Source organism: Corynebacterium crudilactis (assembly GCF_001643015.1).
GTDB classification, from domain to species: domain Bacteria; phylum Actinomycetota; class Actinomycetes; order Mycobacteriales; family Mycobacteriaceae; genus Corynebacterium; species Corynebacterium crudilactis.
This window is the reverse complement of record NZ_CP015622.1, coordinates 1,104,007-1,120,822: the sequence shown is the minus strand read 5'-3', so window position 1 is coordinate 1,120,822 and position 16,816 is coordinate 1,104,007. Positions and strand designations below refer to the sequence as shown.

At 52.3% G+C, this 16,816-nt stretch carries 17 protein-coding genes; 5 read left to right on the top strand and 12 right to left on the bottom strand.

Annotation, left to right across the window (positions count from 1 at the left end; translation table 11 throughout):
- Positions 1-7 precede the first annotated feature (7 nt).
- From ccrud_RS05370 to dapE, 4 genes are read right to left on the bottom strand one after another with little or no spacing between them, the layout of a single operon-like run.
- Positions 8-724, bottom strand: a complete 717-nt coding sequence (locus tag ccrud_RS05370) for a glucosyl-3-phosphoglycerate synthase (protein WP_082868790.1) — start codon at positions 722-724, stop codon at positions 8-10.
- Between the two features lie 11 nt (positions 725-735).
- Positions 736-1,569: a dihydropteroate synthase gene (gene folP, locus ccrud_RS05365; RefSeq protein WP_066565192.1), complete on the bottom strand. Its 834-nt coding sequence runs from the start codon at positions 1,567-1,569 to the stop codon at positions 736-738.
- A 20-nt stretch (positions 1,570-1,589) separates the two neighbouring features.
- The gene (locus ccrud_RS05360; protein WP_066565191.1) at positions 1,590-2,360 is read right to left on the bottom strand and encodes an LOG family protein; all 771 of its coding nucleotides are present in this window, start codon (positions 2,358-2,360) and stop codon (positions 1,590-1,592) included.
- Between the two features lie 60 nt (positions 2,361-2,420).
- Positions 2,421-3,545: a succinyl-diaminopimelate desuccinylase gene (gene dapE / locus ccrud_RS05355; protein ID WP_066565190.1), complete on the bottom strand. Its 1,125-nt coding sequence runs from the start codon at positions 3,543-3,545 to the stop codon at positions 2,421-2,423.
- Between the two features lie 68 nt (positions 3,546-3,613).
- On the opposite strand from dapE, the gene ccrud_RS05350 reads away from it, so the two are divergent.
- The 3 genes from ccrud_RS05350 to dapD are packed head-to-tail and all read left to right on the top strand — an operon-like array spanning position 3,614 to position 6,941.
- Complete coding sequence (locus tag ccrud_RS05350; RefSeq protein WP_066569587.1) at positions 3,614-4,564, top strand: DapH/DapD/GlmU-related protein; 951 nt, start codon at positions 3,614-3,616, stop codon at positions 4,562-4,564.
- Positions 4,565-4,606: 42 nt separating this feature from the next.
- The gene (aroP, locus tag ccrud_RS05345) at positions 4,607-6,019 is read left to right on the top strand and encodes an aromatic amino acid transport protein AroP (RefSeq protein ID WP_066565189.1); all 1,413 of its coding nucleotides are present in this window, start codon (positions 4,607-4,609) and stop codon (positions 6,017-6,019) included.
- A 28-nt stretch (positions 6,020-6,047) separates the two neighbouring features.
- Positions 6,048-6,941, top strand: a complete 894-nt coding sequence (gene dapD, locus ccrud_RS05340; RefSeq protein ID WP_066565188.1) for a 2,3,4,5-tetrahydropyridine-2,6-dicarboxylate N-succinyltransferase — start codon at positions 6,048-6,050, stop codon at positions 6,939-6,941.
- Here the strand turns inward: dapD and ccrud_RS05335 are convergent.
- From ccrud_RS05335 to typA, 8 genes are all read right to left on the bottom strand, one after another.
- On the bottom strand, positions 6,938-8,119 hold the full coding sequence (locus ccrud_RS05335) for an HNH endonuclease signature motif containing protein (protein WP_245670382.1): 1,182 nt from the start codon (positions 8,117-8,119) through the stop codon (positions 6,938-6,940). The two genes, dapD and ccrud_RS05335, sit on opposite strands and share 4 nt — an antisense overlap.
- Positions 8,120-8,252: 133 nt before the next feature.
- On the bottom strand, positions 8,253-8,819 hold the full coding sequence (locus ccrud_RS05330) for a GtrA family protein (protein WP_066565187.1): 567 nt from the start codon (positions 8,817-8,819) through the stop codon (positions 8,253-8,255).
- 51 nt (positions 8,820-8,870) lie between these two features.
- Positions 8,871-9,977 (bottom strand): succinyldiaminopimelate transaminase, encoded by a 1,107-nt coding sequence (gene dapC / locus ccrud_RS05325; RefSeq protein WP_066565186.1) that lies wholly within the window; start codon positions 9,975-9,977, stop codon positions 8,871-8,873.
- Between the two features lie 8 nt (positions 9,978-9,985).
- A complete protein-coding gene (gene fdxA, locus ccrud_RS05320) occupies positions 9,986-10,303 on the bottom strand; it encodes a ferredoxin (protein WP_066565185.1) in 318 nt (105 codons plus the stop codon).
- Between the two features lie 77 nt (positions 10,304-10,380).
- Complete coding sequence (locus tag ccrud_RS05315; RefSeq protein WP_066565184.1) at positions 10,381-10,794, bottom strand: hypothetical protein; 414 nt, start codon at positions 10,792-10,794, stop codon at positions 10,381-10,383.
- Positions 10,795-10,802: 8 nt separating this feature from the next.
- Positions 10,803-11,690: an N-acetyl-1-D-myo-inositol-2-amino-2-deoxy-alpha-D-glucopyranoside deacetylase gene (gene mshB, locus ccrud_RS05310; RefSeq protein ID WP_066565183.1), complete on the bottom strand. Its 888-nt coding sequence runs from the start codon at positions 11,688-11,690 to the stop codon at positions 10,803-10,805.
- Positions 11,677-13,176, bottom strand: a complete 1,500-nt coding sequence (locus ccrud_RS05305) for an ABC transporter family substrate-binding protein (RefSeq protein WP_245670381.1) — start codon at positions 13,174-13,176, stop codon at positions 11,677-11,679. The genes mshB and ccrud_RS05305 overlap by 14 nt, the downstream gene beginning before the upstream one ends.
- Positions 13,177-13,246: 70 nt before the next feature.
- The gene (gene typA / locus ccrud_RS05300) at positions 13,247-15,160 is read right to left on the bottom strand and encodes a translational GTPase TypA (RefSeq protein WP_066569579.1); all 1,914 of its coding nucleotides are present in this window, start codon (positions 15,158-15,160) and stop codon (positions 13,247-13,249) included.
- Positions 15,161-15,545: 385 nt separating this feature from the next.
- Between typA and ccrud_RS05295 the strand changes: the two genes are divergently transcribed.
- Both ccrud_RS05295 and ccrud_RS05290 read left to right on the top strand, forming a co-directional pair.
- Positions 15,546-16,268, top strand: a complete 723-nt coding sequence (locus ccrud_RS05295; RefSeq protein WP_066565182.1) for an Rv1157c family protein — start codon at positions 15,546-15,548, stop codon at positions 16,266-16,268.
- Between the two features lie 7 nt (positions 16,269-16,275).
- On the top strand, positions 16,276-16,815 hold the full coding sequence (locus ccrud_RS05290; RefSeq protein WP_066565181.1) for a ribonuclease FAU-1 family protein: 540 nt from the start codon (positions 16,276-16,278) through the stop codon (positions 16,813-16,815).
- The last annotated feature ends 1 nt before the right edge of the window (position 16,816 follow it).

Here is a 16,816-nt window from a genome sequence, read left to right as displayed (position 1 = left end):
TCCTAGTCTAGTAGATGTCCAATGGCTCTCGTTGCAGCAGCGGAATATCATGGCCGTGACGCTGCAAAATAGTTGAAGCCACAATATCAGCCATGGATCCAAGAGCTTCCAAAGATTGGTGGTTATGGCTTCTGCTTCCAAGGTCTATTTGAGCAATGGACGAAATGCCAAACTGAGAGGCGACGTCGATAAGCAGCCCCACTTCAACGCCGTACCCGGAGACAAATGGCAGGGCACGCGCGGTGGTTCGGCGGATGGCGTATTCGCCGCCTAGTGGCTGGCGGATATGGCTCAGGCCGGGGAAAAGCACGCGCAGGAGTGGTTTTGCGGTGAGTTCCGTGACGCGCCCACCGCCAGTTGTATGATCCCCAAAGGTCCGCACATAATCCGCTTTGACCAGGTGAATCTCATCATTGTCAAAAGGTGCAACGAGTTGGTTCACCATGCCTGAGCGAAAACTCGTGAGATCGGCGTCTACAAACACCACGATATCGCCGCGCGCTGCAGCAACGCCTCGCCATAGGGATTCTCCCTTGCCAGCAATGGGATCTATCTCAAGGATCTCCCGCCAATTCAGCACAGTTGCGCCTGCTGCTGCCGCTTCTTTGGCTGTGGCATCTGTGGAATCAGCATCGATGACCAACACTTCCAAAGGGCCGTCAGCGAGCGCCGCCTCCACTACTTGTGCCACGGTTGGGGCTTCATTAAGCGCAGGGATCACCACGCTTACCGAATTCACACCAGCCCCCGCACAGTATTAAGCGGTGCCGCATCGCCCATGATGGCCGCGGTCATCTGCAAAACATCAAAGGTTTCCTCGACTTCATGGACGCGAAAAGCCGCCACGCCGCGCGCCGCAGCCCAAGCAGTGGCCGCAAGCGTGCCAGAGACCCGCTTATCGACGCCCCTATCCAGCGTTTCCCCAATAAAATCCTTATTACTCAAGGCCATCAACACAGGCCACCCCGTTGCAACTACTTCATCAATGCGACGCAACAATTCGAGCCCATGGAACGTATTCTTTCCAAAATCATGCGTCGGATCAATAAACACCCGCTCTTCCGGAACCCCGGCATACACAGCCCGCTCCGCCAATTTGGTGGTCTCTGCGATCATATCTGCCACGACATCATCAAAATGGACACGAAACGGCCTTGTTCGTGGAATGACTCCCCCGGTATGCGAACACACATATCCCACCTTGTGGGCGCCTGCGACTTCCAGCAATTCTGGATCGTGGCCTGCCCAGGTGTCATTAATCAAGGTTGCTCCATGCGCAACTGCCACATCTGCCACCGATGCGCGCCAGGTATCCACGGAAATATCAATATCGGGGAATCGTTCACGCACCGCAGCAATGATGGGGACCACGCGATCGATTTCTTCTTTCGCTGACACAAAGTCACCGGGACCAGCTTTCACACCACCGATATCTACAATGCCAGCACCTTGTGTGATAACTTCCGCGACCCGATTAAGAGCAGCAGTATCCTCAAATGTCGCACCCTTGTCATAGAAAGAATCTGGGGTGCGATTGACGATGGCCATGATGACCGGCAAAGAACTCATGACACTAATGTAGCCACTGCTTAATCGTGACGGCGCGCTACGTCCAGTCCACTGTGCGCATCAATGATGAAATTAACCGCGCTATCGAGGTCATCGGTAACCAAGACGCGGTCCACATCTTTCACATCGATCATGCCTTCGTCCACCAAACGGGTACGAATCCAATCGACCAACCCAGCCCAAAATTCCGTGCCGATCAACACAATCGGGAAATTGGTTACTTTGCCGGTTTGGACCATGCACAAGACTTCGAACAGCTCATCTAGTGTTCCGAAACCACCAGGTAAGCACACAAATGCCTGGGAATACTTCAAAAACATTGTCTTGCGGGCAAAGAAGTACCGGAAGTTGAGACCCAAATCGACATAAGGGTTCAGGTGCTGCTCATGAGGAAGCTCAATGCCCAACCCGACCGAAAGCCCCTGCGCTTCAACAGCACCACGGTTGGGTGCTTCCATAAGCCCTGGGCCCCCTCCGGTGACAACTGCGTAGTCAGCTTCAGCCAACTTCACGCCGAGTTCCACACCCTTTTGATAATAAGGATGTCCTTCTTGGATGCGTGCAGACCCAAAAACAGTGACGGCTTTTGGCATCTCATGGAGGGCATCAAATCCGGCAACGAATTCAGATTGGATACGCAGTACGCGCCAAGGATCTGCATGCTTCCAATCGTGATCTGAACGCATTTCCAGCAAGCGCTGATCAAAAGTTCCTTCAGACTGCCGGCGCTGCAACACTGGTCCCACCAGGTTGCGATTTTTCTCAGGGCTAGGGGTTTGCTTAGGAGCCATCGTGTTTCCTCCCGGTAAGTGACATATTTTTATAAAGCCCCACGATAGCCCCGAAAGTTGTTACGCGCTCAGGTAATGCTTCAACATTGCTGCTACCTCAGTAATTTGCTCCACTGGGCATTGCTCATCGCGCTTGTGTGCGAAGCTTGGATCACCTGCACCAAAGTTAAGCGCTGGCACTCCCATGGCAGAAAATCGTGACACATCGGTCCAGCCAAATTTTGCGCGAATTTTTCCGTGACCAACAACGTCGATAAGCCCGCTTGTCACCTGCTTGCCCAAGCCCGGAAGGGCACCACCCGCGCCGTCCTCCACCGCCCATTCGATGCCTTCATAGCCATCAAGGTCAAGCGCCTGGGCTACGTGTGCAATCGCTTCATCGAGAGTCCGGTTTGGTGCGAAACGGAAATTAATATTTATCCAGGCAAGATCTGGAATAACGTTGTTGGCCACACCAGATTCGCAAAAAACGATGTTCATTCCCTCTCGATAAGTCAAGCCATCAATGTTGACATTGATTGGTTCATACGCCGCGATCTCAGAGATAAGCGGAGCTAGTTTATGCATCGCATTATCCCCCAACCAGCTTCTGGCAGAGTGCGCACGTACACCATGCGCAGTAGCTTTGATCCGCAGATTGCCCTGACACCCCGCCTCGATCCAACCCCCGGTAGGCTCACCCAGCAAAGCCAAATCCGCCTCCAACCAACCTGGGTGCGCAGCCTGAATATGACCAAGCCCATTAAGGTGATCCGCAACCTCCTCACATTCATAAGCAATCAAAGTGAGGTCATGGCGAAGCTCTGGAGAAACCGCCAACGTGGCAAAAGTATGCAAATAGACAGCCAAGCCTGATTTCATGTCCACAGTGCCGCAGCCATACATGATTCCATCTTCCAACCGGCTAGGAAGATTATCCGCGATAGGCACCGTATCAATATGACCTGCCAACACCACCCGCGAAGACAAATTTCGAGAGGTTCGCGCAAGAACGTTGTTATTGAAGCGAAGCACCTCCACACCAGGTAGATTTAGTTTTCGAAGGGCACCTTCGATTGCATCTGCGATCTGTTTCTCCTCACCCGAAGGGCTCGGTATATCTACCAGGCGTTGAGTAAGGATAATTGGGTCGCCGAAAAGATCTAGCTCTGGCGCATGTTCAGAGTTGAGATGTTGATGATTCACAGGTGCAAGCCTACAAACCTTTTTCTACACAAGTCTTTTTAACGCACCCTGAAAGCGGTCAAGAAAAATTGAGTGAGAACATTCGCGGAGCCCAAGCGATCGGCATTGCCAATATCGCAATGGACGGAACCGTTTTGGACACCTGGTACCCAGACCCGCAGAAGTTCAACCCAGAACAATGGGCAGAACGCTATCCCCTGGAAGTTGGCACCACCCGCCTAGGCGCAAATGAATTAACCCCACGCATGCTGCAATTGGTCAAACTTGATCAAGACCGCCTCGTGGAACAAGTTGCGGTTCGCACAATCATCCCAGACCTTTCACAACCACCGATTGACGCCCACGATGTATACCTGCGTCTCCATTTGCTGTCACACCGACTTGTCCGCCCACACGAATTACACATGAGCAACTGCCTAGAGCTACTCTCCAACGTTGTGTGGACAAACAAAGGCCCCTGCTTGCCAGAAAACTTTGAATGGGTCCGCGGTGCCTTGCGCTCCCGCGGCTTAATCCACGTTTACTGCGTGGACCGCCTCCCCCGCATGGTCGATTATGTCGTCCCTGCAGGAGTCCGCATCTCCGAAGCAGAACGAGTACGTTTGGGCGCTTATCTCGCGCCGGGTACCTCTGTGCTGCGCGAAGGCTTTGTCTCCTTTAACTCAGGCACCCTCGGTGCAGCCAAAATTGAAGGCCGACTCAGTTCCGGAGTAGTTATTGGTGAAAACTCTGACATCGGATTATCTTCCATCGTCATGTCACCTCGTGATGAAAAACAACGACGGTTGCCGCTGAGTATCGGAAAGAACTGCCACTTTGGTGTGAGCTCCGGAGTCGTGGGAGTCAGCCTCGGAGACAACTGCGATATTGGAAACAACATCGTCTTAGACTCCGATACCCCCATTTGGTTTGCAGCCGATGAAGAATTCCGCACAGTGAATTCAATCGAAGGCCAAGATAACTGGTCAATCAGGCGCGAAATTGGATACCACGAGCCTGTTGCACGTCAAAAATCCTGACCGCTTTTCATAACTAGTGGCATGTGGGTTTACGGTTAATTCATGGCTTCCACCAAAACTGCTTCATCTAAAACTAATGAAGGGCTGGGAACCGGACTACGGACCCGCCACCTGACAATGATGGGACTCGGCTCCGCAATCGGCGCCGGACTGTTCCTTGGCACCGGCGTCGGCATCCGCGCCGCCGGTGCTGCTGTGCTCTTGGCGTACATCATCGCTGGAGTAATCGTTGTCCTTGTCATGCAGATGCTCGGCGAAATGGCCGCAGCACGTCCTGCCTCCGGATCCTTTTCCCGCTATGGCGAAGATGCCTTCGGACACTGGGCTGGCTTCTCCCTTGGTTGGTTGTACTGGTTCATGCTCATCATGGTGATGGGTGCAGAAATGACCGGTGCCGCTGCAATCATGGGAGCCTGGTTTGGAATTGCTCCTTGGATTCCATCTCTGGTGTGTGTTGTATTTTTTGCCGTAGTAAATCTCGCTGCAGTTCGTGGTTTTGGTGAATTCGAATACTGGTTCGCCTTCATCAAAGTTGCTGTGATTGCGGTCTTCCTGCTCATTGGCATCGCTTTGATCTTCGGACTGCTGCCCGGCACTACGTTTGTGGGAACTTCGAACTTTATCGGCGATCATGGTTTCATGCCGAATGGTATTCCTGGTGTTGCTGCTGGTCTTTTGGCTGTGGCATTCGCCTTCGGCGGCATAGAAATTGTCACCATCGCTGCTGCGGAATCTGATAAGCCACGCGAAGCAATTTCCCTCGCGGTACGTGCAGTGATCTGGCGCATTTCAGTCTTCTATTTGGGTTCTGTTTTGGTGATTACTTTCCTCATGCCCTTCGAATCCATCAATGGCGCAGACACTGCTGCGGATTCCCCATTCACTCAGATTTTGGCAATGGCTAATATTCCAGGTGCGGTGGGCTTCATGGAAGCAATCATTGTCCTCGCATTGCTGTCTGCATTCAACGCTCAGATTTACGCAACCTCCCGCCTGGTATTTTCCATGGCTAACCGGAAGGATGCCCCTCGCGTATTCGGCAAGCTGAGTTCCAGCAGCGTTCCTACCAATGCTGTGCTGCTGTCCATGTTCTTCGCTTTCGTCTCTGTCGGTCTCCAATACTGGAATCCAGCTGGACTCCTTGATTTTCTCCTCAACGCTGTGGGTGGCTGTTTGATTGTCGTCTGGGCAATGATCGCGTTGTCACAGCTGAAATTACGTAAAGTGCTTGAAGCAAACAGCGAGATTTCCACAGTGCGTATGTGGGCACACCCTTGGTTAGGCATCATTACGTTGGTATTGCTCACAGGTTTGGTTCTCCTCATGCTCGGCGATACTGCTTCTCGCGGCCAGGTTTACTCTGTTGCTATCGTCTACGGCTTCCTAATTTTGCTGTCTTTTGCCACGGTGAATAGCCCTTTTAGAGGTGGACGTAAAACTTCCGACTTGAACTGATAGCCCTATAGAAATTATTCTGGAGGTCATGACTACTGCTTCCGCAACCGGAATTGCAACCCTGTCCTCCACTGGTGCTGTCCTTGACGTGTGGTACCCCGAAATCGGTACCACCGATCACTCCGCGCTCACCCCACTTGAAGGTGTTGATGAAGATCGCGGTGTCACTCGCAAGATCGTGAATACCACCATCGAAACCGACATTCCCCCTGTCGATTCCTACGATGCATGGCTTCGCCTTCACCTCCTCTCCTATCGAACTTTCCGCCCGCACACAATTAATCTCGATGGACTCTTCGGACTCTTAAACAACGTCGTGTGGACCAATTTTGGACCTTGTGCTGTAGAAGGCTTCGCACTCACCAAAGCCCGCCTGTCACGTCGTGGCCAGGTGACAGTGTTTAGCGTCGATAAATTTCCACGCATGGTGGATTACGTGATTCCCTCGGGCGTGCGCATTGGCGATGCCGACCGCGTCCGACTCGGCGCATACCTTGCGGAAGGCACCACTGTCATGCACGAAGGTTTCGTGAATTTCAACGCAGGCACATTGGGCGCTTCCATGGTCGAAGGCCGCATCTCGGCAGGTGTTACCGTCGATGACGGCACAGATGTTGGTGGTGGCGCATCCATCATGGGCACTTTGTCCGGCGGTGGCCAACACGTCATTTCGCTCGGCAAGCGCTGCCTGCTCGGCGCAAATTCCGGTTGCGGCATACCGCTCGGCGATGACTGCATCATTGAAGCCGGCCTCTACATCACCGCAGGCACCAAAGTGCTTATCGACGGATCCCTCGTCAAAGCATCCGCCCTCGCAGGGACAAACAGCTTGGTATTTAGGCGCGATTCAGTCAGTGGCCAAGTTGTCGCAGTCACCAACACCAAGGTGGTGGCGCTTAACACTGATTTGCACTCCAACTAGTCTTCTTTATTGAGGGCTCGGTCGCGGATCCGTTCAAAACGGGCCTGCAACCGATTACGCAACAACTGCCCCCACACACCCCGCGGCATCTCCTTCACCAACGGACCCGACGGCCGCGTCACCGCCGGCACATCCATCGGCCCAACCCAGCGAACCTCCGCCATCCCATTGGCCTCCGCCACATAACGACCATCAGTTTTCATATTATGATGCCGCTGACACAACAACTGCAGATTCCACGCAGCAGTCGGACCACCCTGATCCCACGGAATAATATGATCCACCTGGCACTTACTCGCCTTCACACAACACCCCGGAAAACGACAATGCCCATCCCTCGCCCGGATCAGTGCTTTCATCTTCTCACTCGGGGTGTAGCTCTTCTCCGTGGTCTCAGCAACCCCATCAAGATCCTTCACGCACTCCACCACGCAATTGGCATAGGCATCAGGATCAATATCACCATCATCAGGCGACCATAACTGCTCAGGATGATGATGCGGGGAATAAAGATACTTAGTGACCTTCACCGTGGTTTTCTCCGCCAACAACGCCATCAACGCTTCAGGCAAACCAGTATCAACCTCAGCGAGCTGGGTGAAAATATCATTGAGTAGGTGTCGGTTGGAGCCGCTGATTTTGATACGCACATAGGTGGCCTCATCAGTGGTGTGGACCTGGACATAATCCTGTTGGGATGATGGATCAGAGGCAGGGGCAGGATCGAGTTCTTTAATCCACATGGCAATACGCTTAGCCAGAGTGGAGGATTGGATCATAACTTCCCCATCAGTAACTGGAGTCAACGCGTCTGTAATGCGCAGATCAAGCTCCTCCCACAGGGCGGGATCTGCTTTAGCCACCGCAATCATAATGGAGGCCAGATAGCGGATACCCAGGAAGTAATAGCGCTCTTGAATCGCGCGTAGATGCGGGAGGTTAGTCATAGCAGCCATTGCATGTAGGCCGTTGTTGACTTCGTGGCGGGAGTAGCCGGTGATACGGATGGCTTCAGTGATAAAAGAATCCGAGTCAAAGTCATCGGAGTCGGTGGTGAGGATGACCCAGAGTTGGTGGGTATCTCGGTTGAGTTCGGTGGTGTGGTGGGTGTATGGGTCGTGTGGGTTGTTGTGACTGAAGTAGATGTCAGTGATCATAATTCCCCCTGGAGTGATCATGTTGTCTACCCACCATTATGCAGCGACCGTGGGACACGCACAACAATATATTCACACAGGTGTTCGAACATGTGGGTAATAAAAACCCCACACCAGAACACGGTAATACGGCTCTGAATATGGGGAATTTACTTTAAGAAGGTTCGGTCTCCAGAATAACCCGTGTTTTAGGCTTCTTGAAGGTCCAGTACTTGTTCACAATGTAGTTCACCGGCATTGAAACCAAGATGGAAATTACCAGTGCCCAGTAGAACTTGGTCCGGAAGCCCGAGGAGTCATCAAAAATTTCAGAGGACAAAGCAATCGGAGAAGTCTCGTTCATGAGCAGCGTTGCCACCACCTGGCTCACGATAAACGCAACGAGTCCTGTAGCCAAGAATGGGAAAAAGCCCCTCCACCAGGAAACAATTGTTGCCGTCTTGAAAGTCCACATTCGGTTGAGCTGATAGTTCCAGATATTCGCCACAAGGAATGCAATGGTCATAAAGACGTGAAACCAGCGGATATGAAACGCGGAGCCTAGAAGGTTCATGAACGCATCGCTCTCATGGATCCCTGCCGTCCATCCGGCAATCTTCTTGGACAGTGCAGCCACTGCCAAGTTGACCAAGGTTCCAGAGCCTCCGACGATTCCGAACTTGATGAACTGCCGAGAGGTGTGAAGGAATCGACTACCCCAGGTTTTTTGCTCGGAACTCAAATGGCCTCTTTCAACAACGGACAAGATTAAACAAAATAAGCTTAGTCGTGTTTAGCTCAGGCGAGAAACAAAGGCGCTAATGCGCTCATCTGTTTCAGTCATTGCTACACGCACATATTGTGCGCCACGAGGGCCATAAAAGTCTCCTGGCGCTACCAGAATTCCACGCTCAGCAAACCAATCGACAGTATCGCGGCATGGTTCTTCACGCGTTGCCCAGAGGTAAAGTCCGGCTTCAGAATTATCTACCTGGAAACCGGATTCCAAAAGCGCACGCATCAACTTAGCGCGACGCAGTGCATAGATAAGCTTCTGCCCTGCTTCTTGATCATCATCATTCAGCGCTGCAATCATTGCCTGCTGAATTGGGAATGGAACCATGAGGCCTAAGTTTTTACGGACCTCAGTGAGTTCACCAATCAGAGCAGGATCGCCAGCAAGGTAACCTGCGCGGTAGGAAGCAAGGTTGGATGTCTTGGACAAAGAATGGATCGCAATCAGGTTGGTATGATCACCATCACACACACGTGGATCCAAAATTGAGATCGGTGGGTTTTCATCATCCCAACCAAGCCCTAAGTAGCATTCATCTGCTGCCAAAATGACGTTGTTTTCCTGTGCCCACTTCACGACCTTGCGTAGATGTGGGATGCCCAGCACCTTGCCAGTGGGGTTGGAAGGTGAGTTGATAAACATCATTGATGGAATCTGCGGACCGAGCTTAAACAGCGAATCAGAACGCATCACGGTGCATCCTGCGGCCACGGCAGCTACCTCATACGTTGGGTAGGCAAGCTCTGGGATAACAACTGTGCCGGTGATTCCCAAAGCGAACGGAAGCAACGCGATGGCCTCCTTGGTTCCCACGACAGGGAGGAGGGAGGCGTCGACAAGCTTGGTCATGTTGTAGCGGCGCTCAAGCGCGCCCTTAATGGCTGCGCGGAGTTCTGGGGTGCCTACGGTTTGCGGATAACCCGGAAACCCCGCTGCTTCTGCCAATGCAATCTGAATGCTGGGTGCAACCGGATCAACCGGAGTGCCAACAGAAAGATTTACAATCCCATCCGGGTGAGACGCAGCTTTAGCTTTTGCAGAAGCAAGCGAATCCCATGGAAAATCAGGAAGAACAGAAACAAGCGGGGTACGAGAGGTTGTCATGCCTTAAATTATGCCTGAGGTGGCAACGCAGCGATCAATGGGTGATCAAAATCTTGCGCACCAAGCCGTGCAGCGCCACCTGGAGAACCCAGATCGTCGAAGAATGCGGCGTTGGCATCGTTGTAATCAATCCACTCGTCTGGGACGTCGTCTTCGTAGAAGATTGCCTCAACAGGGCAAGCCGGTTCACATGCACCACAGTCAACGCACTCATCCGGGTGGATGTACAGCATGCGCTTGCCTTCATAGATGCAGTCAACTGGGCATTCTTCAACGCAGGCACGATCCAAGACGTCAACGCAGGGCTGTGCGATTGTGTAGGTCATGGGATTTCGTTTACTCCTGTGAACATAGAAAGCTAATAGATTTAGGGTAAATATAGGAAAGCTCTAGGTTTATTATGCTACTTCCCCTTAACGGCTGGCCAAATTCCGCCTGCACAACCAGCAAAAAGTAGCAGTACTGTACGGATATTATTCGGGACCAATTGATCCCCTACCGCCACCGACCACACCAGCAATGCCATAAAGCCTAAAGCCCACACAATCAGTGATGTAAATTTGGCAAGCCAATGATTAGTCCACAGCATAGAAGTCCTGGTCAAAACCATATTGAACAAGAATGCAATGATAATTGTATAAGGAATTGCAATGGAAGCACCACCAGGTAAAGTAGCCCGAGCCCCTAGATATATTACCTCTAAAAGCACTGAAATTAATGCCCCAAGGCTCAGCCAAAACAGACCTCCAATCACCTCCCCAGTTCCAAGGTTTTGGTGAATGAAACTCTTGTTTTGAATGCGCTGTGATTCTGCCATGACTTGTGTCAGAACTCCACGCCGTCAAGAACACCAGAAGCATCTGCGGGCAATGGTGCGCCAAAGCCCAATTGGTAATGCTCTCTGCGCATAATCGGCTGTGCAATCAGGTTCGATAGCGCCCACACTTTCACATCAGCCTGAATGGTCACCGCATATGCTGCTGCTGGGTTGGTGCGCGATACAGAGCCATCAGCAATCCATAATTGGGTCGCATGGGCACGCATGGATTCCACCTTTGTGGCATAAGCCTCATCGGATAGTTCAACGGCCAAGTCCACAGCATCAACTGCTGCCAACTCCCCGTGGCTCCAGCCCCGCGGAAGCTGGGTGATGCTGCGCTGGCCTTCTTCAAGCTCTTCACGGTCGCTGACAGCCCACAAAATCCTCTCAACCCCAACCTCTGCCGCTGCTGCATGAGTAATTTCATGCGCGCGAATATGGTCGGGATGCCCATAGCCACCGTCTGGGCCATAAGTAAGCAAAACGTGTGGGCGCAACTCCTGCAGCAAAGCAGTCAATTGTTCTACTGCGCGGTCAGCAGAGTGAATAAAAGCACGTGGATGCTCATTCGCTGGATCTCCCACCATGCCAGAATCCCTCCAGCAACCAGCGCCACCGAGGTGAATGCCACGCGCGCCGAGGATTTCCAAAGAGGCATAAAGTTCATGGATTCTAAACCCACCAAGCTGATCTGCATCACCATTGACAAGCTGGGCAAAGGTATCACCGATGACCTCACCTTGCTCACCTAAAGTACAGGTAATGACCGTGACATCAGCTCCGCGAGCGGCCAAATCGGCCAGCACACCACCGGTGGTGATCGCCTCATCATCAGGGTGCGCATGTACTGCTACGACGCGAGCTCCGGATAGCTCATTGTTATTCTGCAACATCGTTTTTCCTCCAACTTGCCGCACTTGAAATTCCTCCCGGCCAGCCATCTGCGACCCCGAGAATACCGTTATTTTTCGCCTCTACCCGAGTTTCCCTCAACAGCGGCACTCGAAGATGATTCTCCGCATTAAATTGCTTCTCCCAGGCCGGATCAAAAGCGATATCACCAGCTAAAACGCCGTTGATGTACTCACTACTGCCCTCCGCACACCATTTTGCCAAGTTCACACCACAGCTAAAGCGGTCCGCCAGCGCCACAGAATCCGCAGCGTTTCGCGTCCACGCCACAACCGCATCAAAATCACCATCGATTGCCGATGCCAAATCAGTTGTCACCACCTGAGCTTTCACGCCTGCCGCAGCCAGCATATCGACGATCGCCCTTGCCGCAGCCAATCCAGCATCGTCGGCGGGATCCGCCGCCAGGCGCAGCTCAGGGATTTCTTGCTTCTCGACGCTTACATCCATCACTTCGGGCACACCCAAGTTTGCACTGCGTCCACCTGCTAACCGAGCGGTGAGGGGGACGTCGATAAGCGAAGTTAAATACGCACGCTGCTGTGGTGCCAGCACTTCGGCGTTAAATACCAGCTCCAGCGTGCGCGAAGTATCAGAAACTCTTACCTCAGTATCTGGAACAAGACTCAACGTATCCACCAAAGTTTCCTGCGGATTCAGGTTCATAAAAGAACTCTGACCAGTACGCAGGTACTCCCCTGCCCGCGATGCTGATGCCACCGTATTAAACTGCAACATCTCCACATGAGCTGGGTTTTCACCCCAGAAACGATCATTGCGCGACAAGGTAATAACCCCGCGTTGGCGATCAATGGAACGAACCATATAACGGCCAGCAGAAGCCGGAATTGAATCATAGAACGCCGTCTTGAACGTCGCATTACCTGTAATTAAGTGGCTGGGTAAGAGATTTTGGAAAAGCAGATGCCAATCAGCGATCGGCTTGTCAAAAATTACCTCAACGGTTTTTCCACCACCGGATGTTTTGATCTGCGTAATCGCCGCATACCCAGATTCATTCAATGCACCTGCAGCTGACACGACGGATTTCCGCAAGTACTCAAAATCAGAACCAGTAATAGGCGTGCCGTCACTCCACTGAGCCTCTTGAGCGATGGTGTATCTAATCGTATGTTCATCAAGCTGCTCAACATTATCCAGCAAATCATAATTCAACTGATTGTCTTCAAAAGCGCTGGGCAATACTAGCGATGCAATATCACGCACCAACGGCGAATCATCAGCCAACAAATGGGGGTTAAACCCATTGCGAATCGGATCAATGCCAATACTGATGGTCTCTCGATCCTGTTTCGGGGTTTCTTCTTCTACGGTCGTTGTCGTAGTCGCAGTTACCGTGGTGGATTGAGTGGGCTCCTCAACAGGTGCAGGACCCGGATTAGCCTGACAAGCCACCAAGGAGACAGTGCAGGCGACGACGCTTAGAATTCCAAACCTTATTCTCACCCTCAAAATACTACTGGCCCGCTGCATCCAAGGGATACAGCGGGCCAGAGCAACTCCTATTACAAGAAAATTACTTGTTCAGGCTCTTCGCGCGGGAACGTGCACGACCACGATCAGTAGCGTTCAGAATCAGCTTACGGATACGCAAAACGTCTGGGGTAACCTCGACGCACTCGTCAACACCACAGAACTCCAGGGCCTCATCCAGGGAGAGGCTCTGAGCCTTTGCAAGGGTAACGGTGGTATCCGCAGAAGCTGCACGCATGTTAGTGAGCTTCTTTTCCTTGGTTGGGTTGATGTCCATGTCTTCTTCGCGGTTGTTCAAACCGACAACGACACCTTCATAGGTCTCGGTGCCTGGCTCAACGAAGAAGGTACCGCGGTCTGCCAGCTGGGTCAACGCAAAAGCGGTGATCTTGCCAGAGCGGTCAGCAACCAAAGAACCGTGTGCACGGCCCTTGATTTCGCCAGCCCATGCATCCAGGCCATCAGAGTAAGAGTTAGCGATACCGGTACCGCGGGTCTCAGTCATGAACTGAGTACGGAAACCAATCAGGCCACGAGCTGGGATACGGAATTCCATACGAATCCAGTCAGAACCTGGGGTGGTTGCCATAGCCTGCATGAGGCCCTTGCGGGTTGCTAGCAGCTGGGTAACGTTGCCCTGGTACTCGGAAGGAACATCAATGACGATGATCTCGTATGGCTCGTGCAGCTTGCCATCGATGGTCTGGGTAACAACCTGTGGCTTACCAACGGTCAGCTCGAAGCCTTCGCGGCGCATGGTCTCAACGAGGATGGACAGTGCCATTTCGCCACGACCCTGAACTTCCCAGGTATCTGGGCGCTCAGTTGGGTTGACCTTGAGGGAAACGTTACCGATCAACTCATGCTCAAGACGAGCCTTAACCACACGTGCGGTCAGCTTGTCTCCGCCACCACGGCCAGCCATTGGTGAGGTGTTCACACCGATGGTCATGGACAGTGCTGGCTCATCAACGGTGATACGTGGCAATGCCACAGGGTTGGCAGGATCGGCAAGGGTATCGCCGATCATGACGTCTTCAATGCCGGAGATAGCAGCGATGTCGCCTGCGACAACCTCAGTTGCTGGAACACGTGCAACACCAACGGTAGCTAGCAGCTCTGCAATCTTTACAGTCTTGGTGTGCTCATTGCCATCTTCGTCATAGTGGATCCATGCAACCTGCTGACCCTTACGCAAGGTACCTGCGTGCACGCGAACCAGGCCGATACGACCAAGGAAGCTTGAGGAATCAAGGTTGGTGACGTGAGCCTGCAGAGGGCCATCAACATCAGCATTTGGCTCTGGGAGGACATCGTAGAGGGTGTCGAACAAAGGCATGAGGTCTTCAGAGTCAGGAACATTGCCGTTACCTGGGTTCTCTGTAGATGCTTTGCCTTCACGGCCAGAGGTGTACAGAACTGGCAGATCAAGAAGCTGCTCAGCAGCCTGTGCTGCCTCTTCATCATCAAGTGCAGATGCGAGCTCGAGGAGCAGGTCCTGAGCTTCTTCGACGACCTCTGCGATACGAGCGTCAGCGCGGTCAGTCTTGTTTACTGCAATGATGACTGGCATCTTGGCAGCGAGTGCTTTGCCAAGAACGAAACGGGTCTGAGGCAGTGGTCCTTCAGATGCGTCAACGAGAAGAACAACGCCGTCAACCATGGAAAGAGCGCGCTCAACTTCGCCACCGAAGTCAGCGTGGCCTGGGGTATCAATGACGTTGATGATCAAGTCATTGCCGCCCTTGCCAGCGCCCTTACGGCGGATAGCGGTGTTCTTAGCCAGGATGGTGATGCCCTTTTCCCTTTCCAGGTCACCGGAGTCCATCACACGGTCGGCTACTTCACCGTGGTCACTGAATACACCAGACTGTTCAAGCATGGCATTAACAAGTGTGGTCTTACCGTGGTCAACGTGCGCGACAATCGCTACGTTACGAAACTCTGGGTGGGTCACTGCGGGCATTCTCCTGCCGGATAAAGAATATGGAGGACTTGTTTGACGAGTCCATTGTTTTAGAACGGTATCACTGTACTCGCTTTAGCGCCCGTTCCGCACATTGTGAGACAAATCTCAAGATTTTTTACTATTCTTCAGCAATTTTTGTAACGAATCCATATCAACTCACGACAAGTTAAAGAAGTAAACGATGTTCGATTTTGATTCTATGGGCGTGTTTCTGGCCGTTTCTTTCAAATAAACCCAGGAATTCACTTTGATTCTTATTGACAGCAAATATTCTGCGATTAATGTGACAGGAGGAAAAGTTGTTAACTGAAGTTGCTAATGTGACTAATGTTATTTCCTCCCGTTGTCTCGTTGAAAGGTACGTAAAACTCAAGTGACAAAGACACTCCCCCGACTCTTTGCAGTCGCTGCAGCTCTCGCCGTAGCAATTCCGGCTACTCCGGTCCCGGTAGCTTCGGCTGTCACTCCCGTGGAGCAGGCCTTCAACACATCTTCGAATCTTTCTAGTGGACTTCCCGTCGATCAATGGGGCCGCCCTAATGAGCAATTGCGCCAACAAATTGAACTGGCAATAAATCAGCCTTGGGTACCGCAAGAAATCAAAAACATCGTTTCCCAAGCCATGGGCTTTATTACCGGTGATGGCAGCCAGGGCGGAGACATTGAAGTTCCTGCAGATGCACCACGCATCGCCCAGTTCTTCTGGCCTACCCGCGCAGAAAACTGCATCAACGGAAATTCAGCAGCCCTAGGATCCGCATTCGCAGTCCCAGGACCTGCAGGCCTCCCCCTCCCTGGTGCACGCGAAGGCCAATCTTCTTTTGTGTTTACAGCACTCGGCACTGGGCCACTTGCAGAACAGCAAAACACCGCGATGACTGTTCAGTGGGCAAACCTCAGCAACTTCACCCATGGCACCACAACGTTGAGCAATACGGGCATCAATCATGATGGTCCTTCAACGATTTCAGGTGTGGCAGATACCGGACGAGGCATCATCGTTGCGCTTTTGTCCGGCGGTCTCACCACATCCACGGACACCGGCTCCGCAAACTGCAATTTCATCCCGACTGCTGTCGTATTCGATGTGAGGTAAAGAAATCATGGTTGATCTACATCCTGTCAAACAAGAGATCTTCAACACTGAGGAATCCGTAAACACCGATCCTAAAGGTTTCCTCCGCGAAGTCGATATTTTTAAAGTAACCGATTTTGGCCTCTACATGGCACGCGGTGCCAACCACCCAAAGTTTGGATATTTGGAAAGCTGGCTCCTCCCCGATCTTGGCCTACGTGCCAATATTTTCCACTTCCGCAAAGGTGTCAACGAACGCCAAGATTTCTACATTGATGTCGCTGAAATCATGGTCGAAGATAATATTTGGACCACGCGAGATCTCTACGTTGATCTTGTCTCCGTATGCGGTGAGCCTGTGACCGTCATGGACATCGATGAATTGGCTGCTGCCACCTCTGCAGGTTTGATCACTGCAGATGATGCAGAACGCGCCATTGATGCAACATTGAATGCAGTCGAAGGAATCACTCGTCACGGCGATGACCCGATGCAATGGCTACGTTCCAAAGGGATCGAACTCACCTGGGCTGACGCCAGCCAAGTAGAGCTCGTCCCTGCAGAATAAG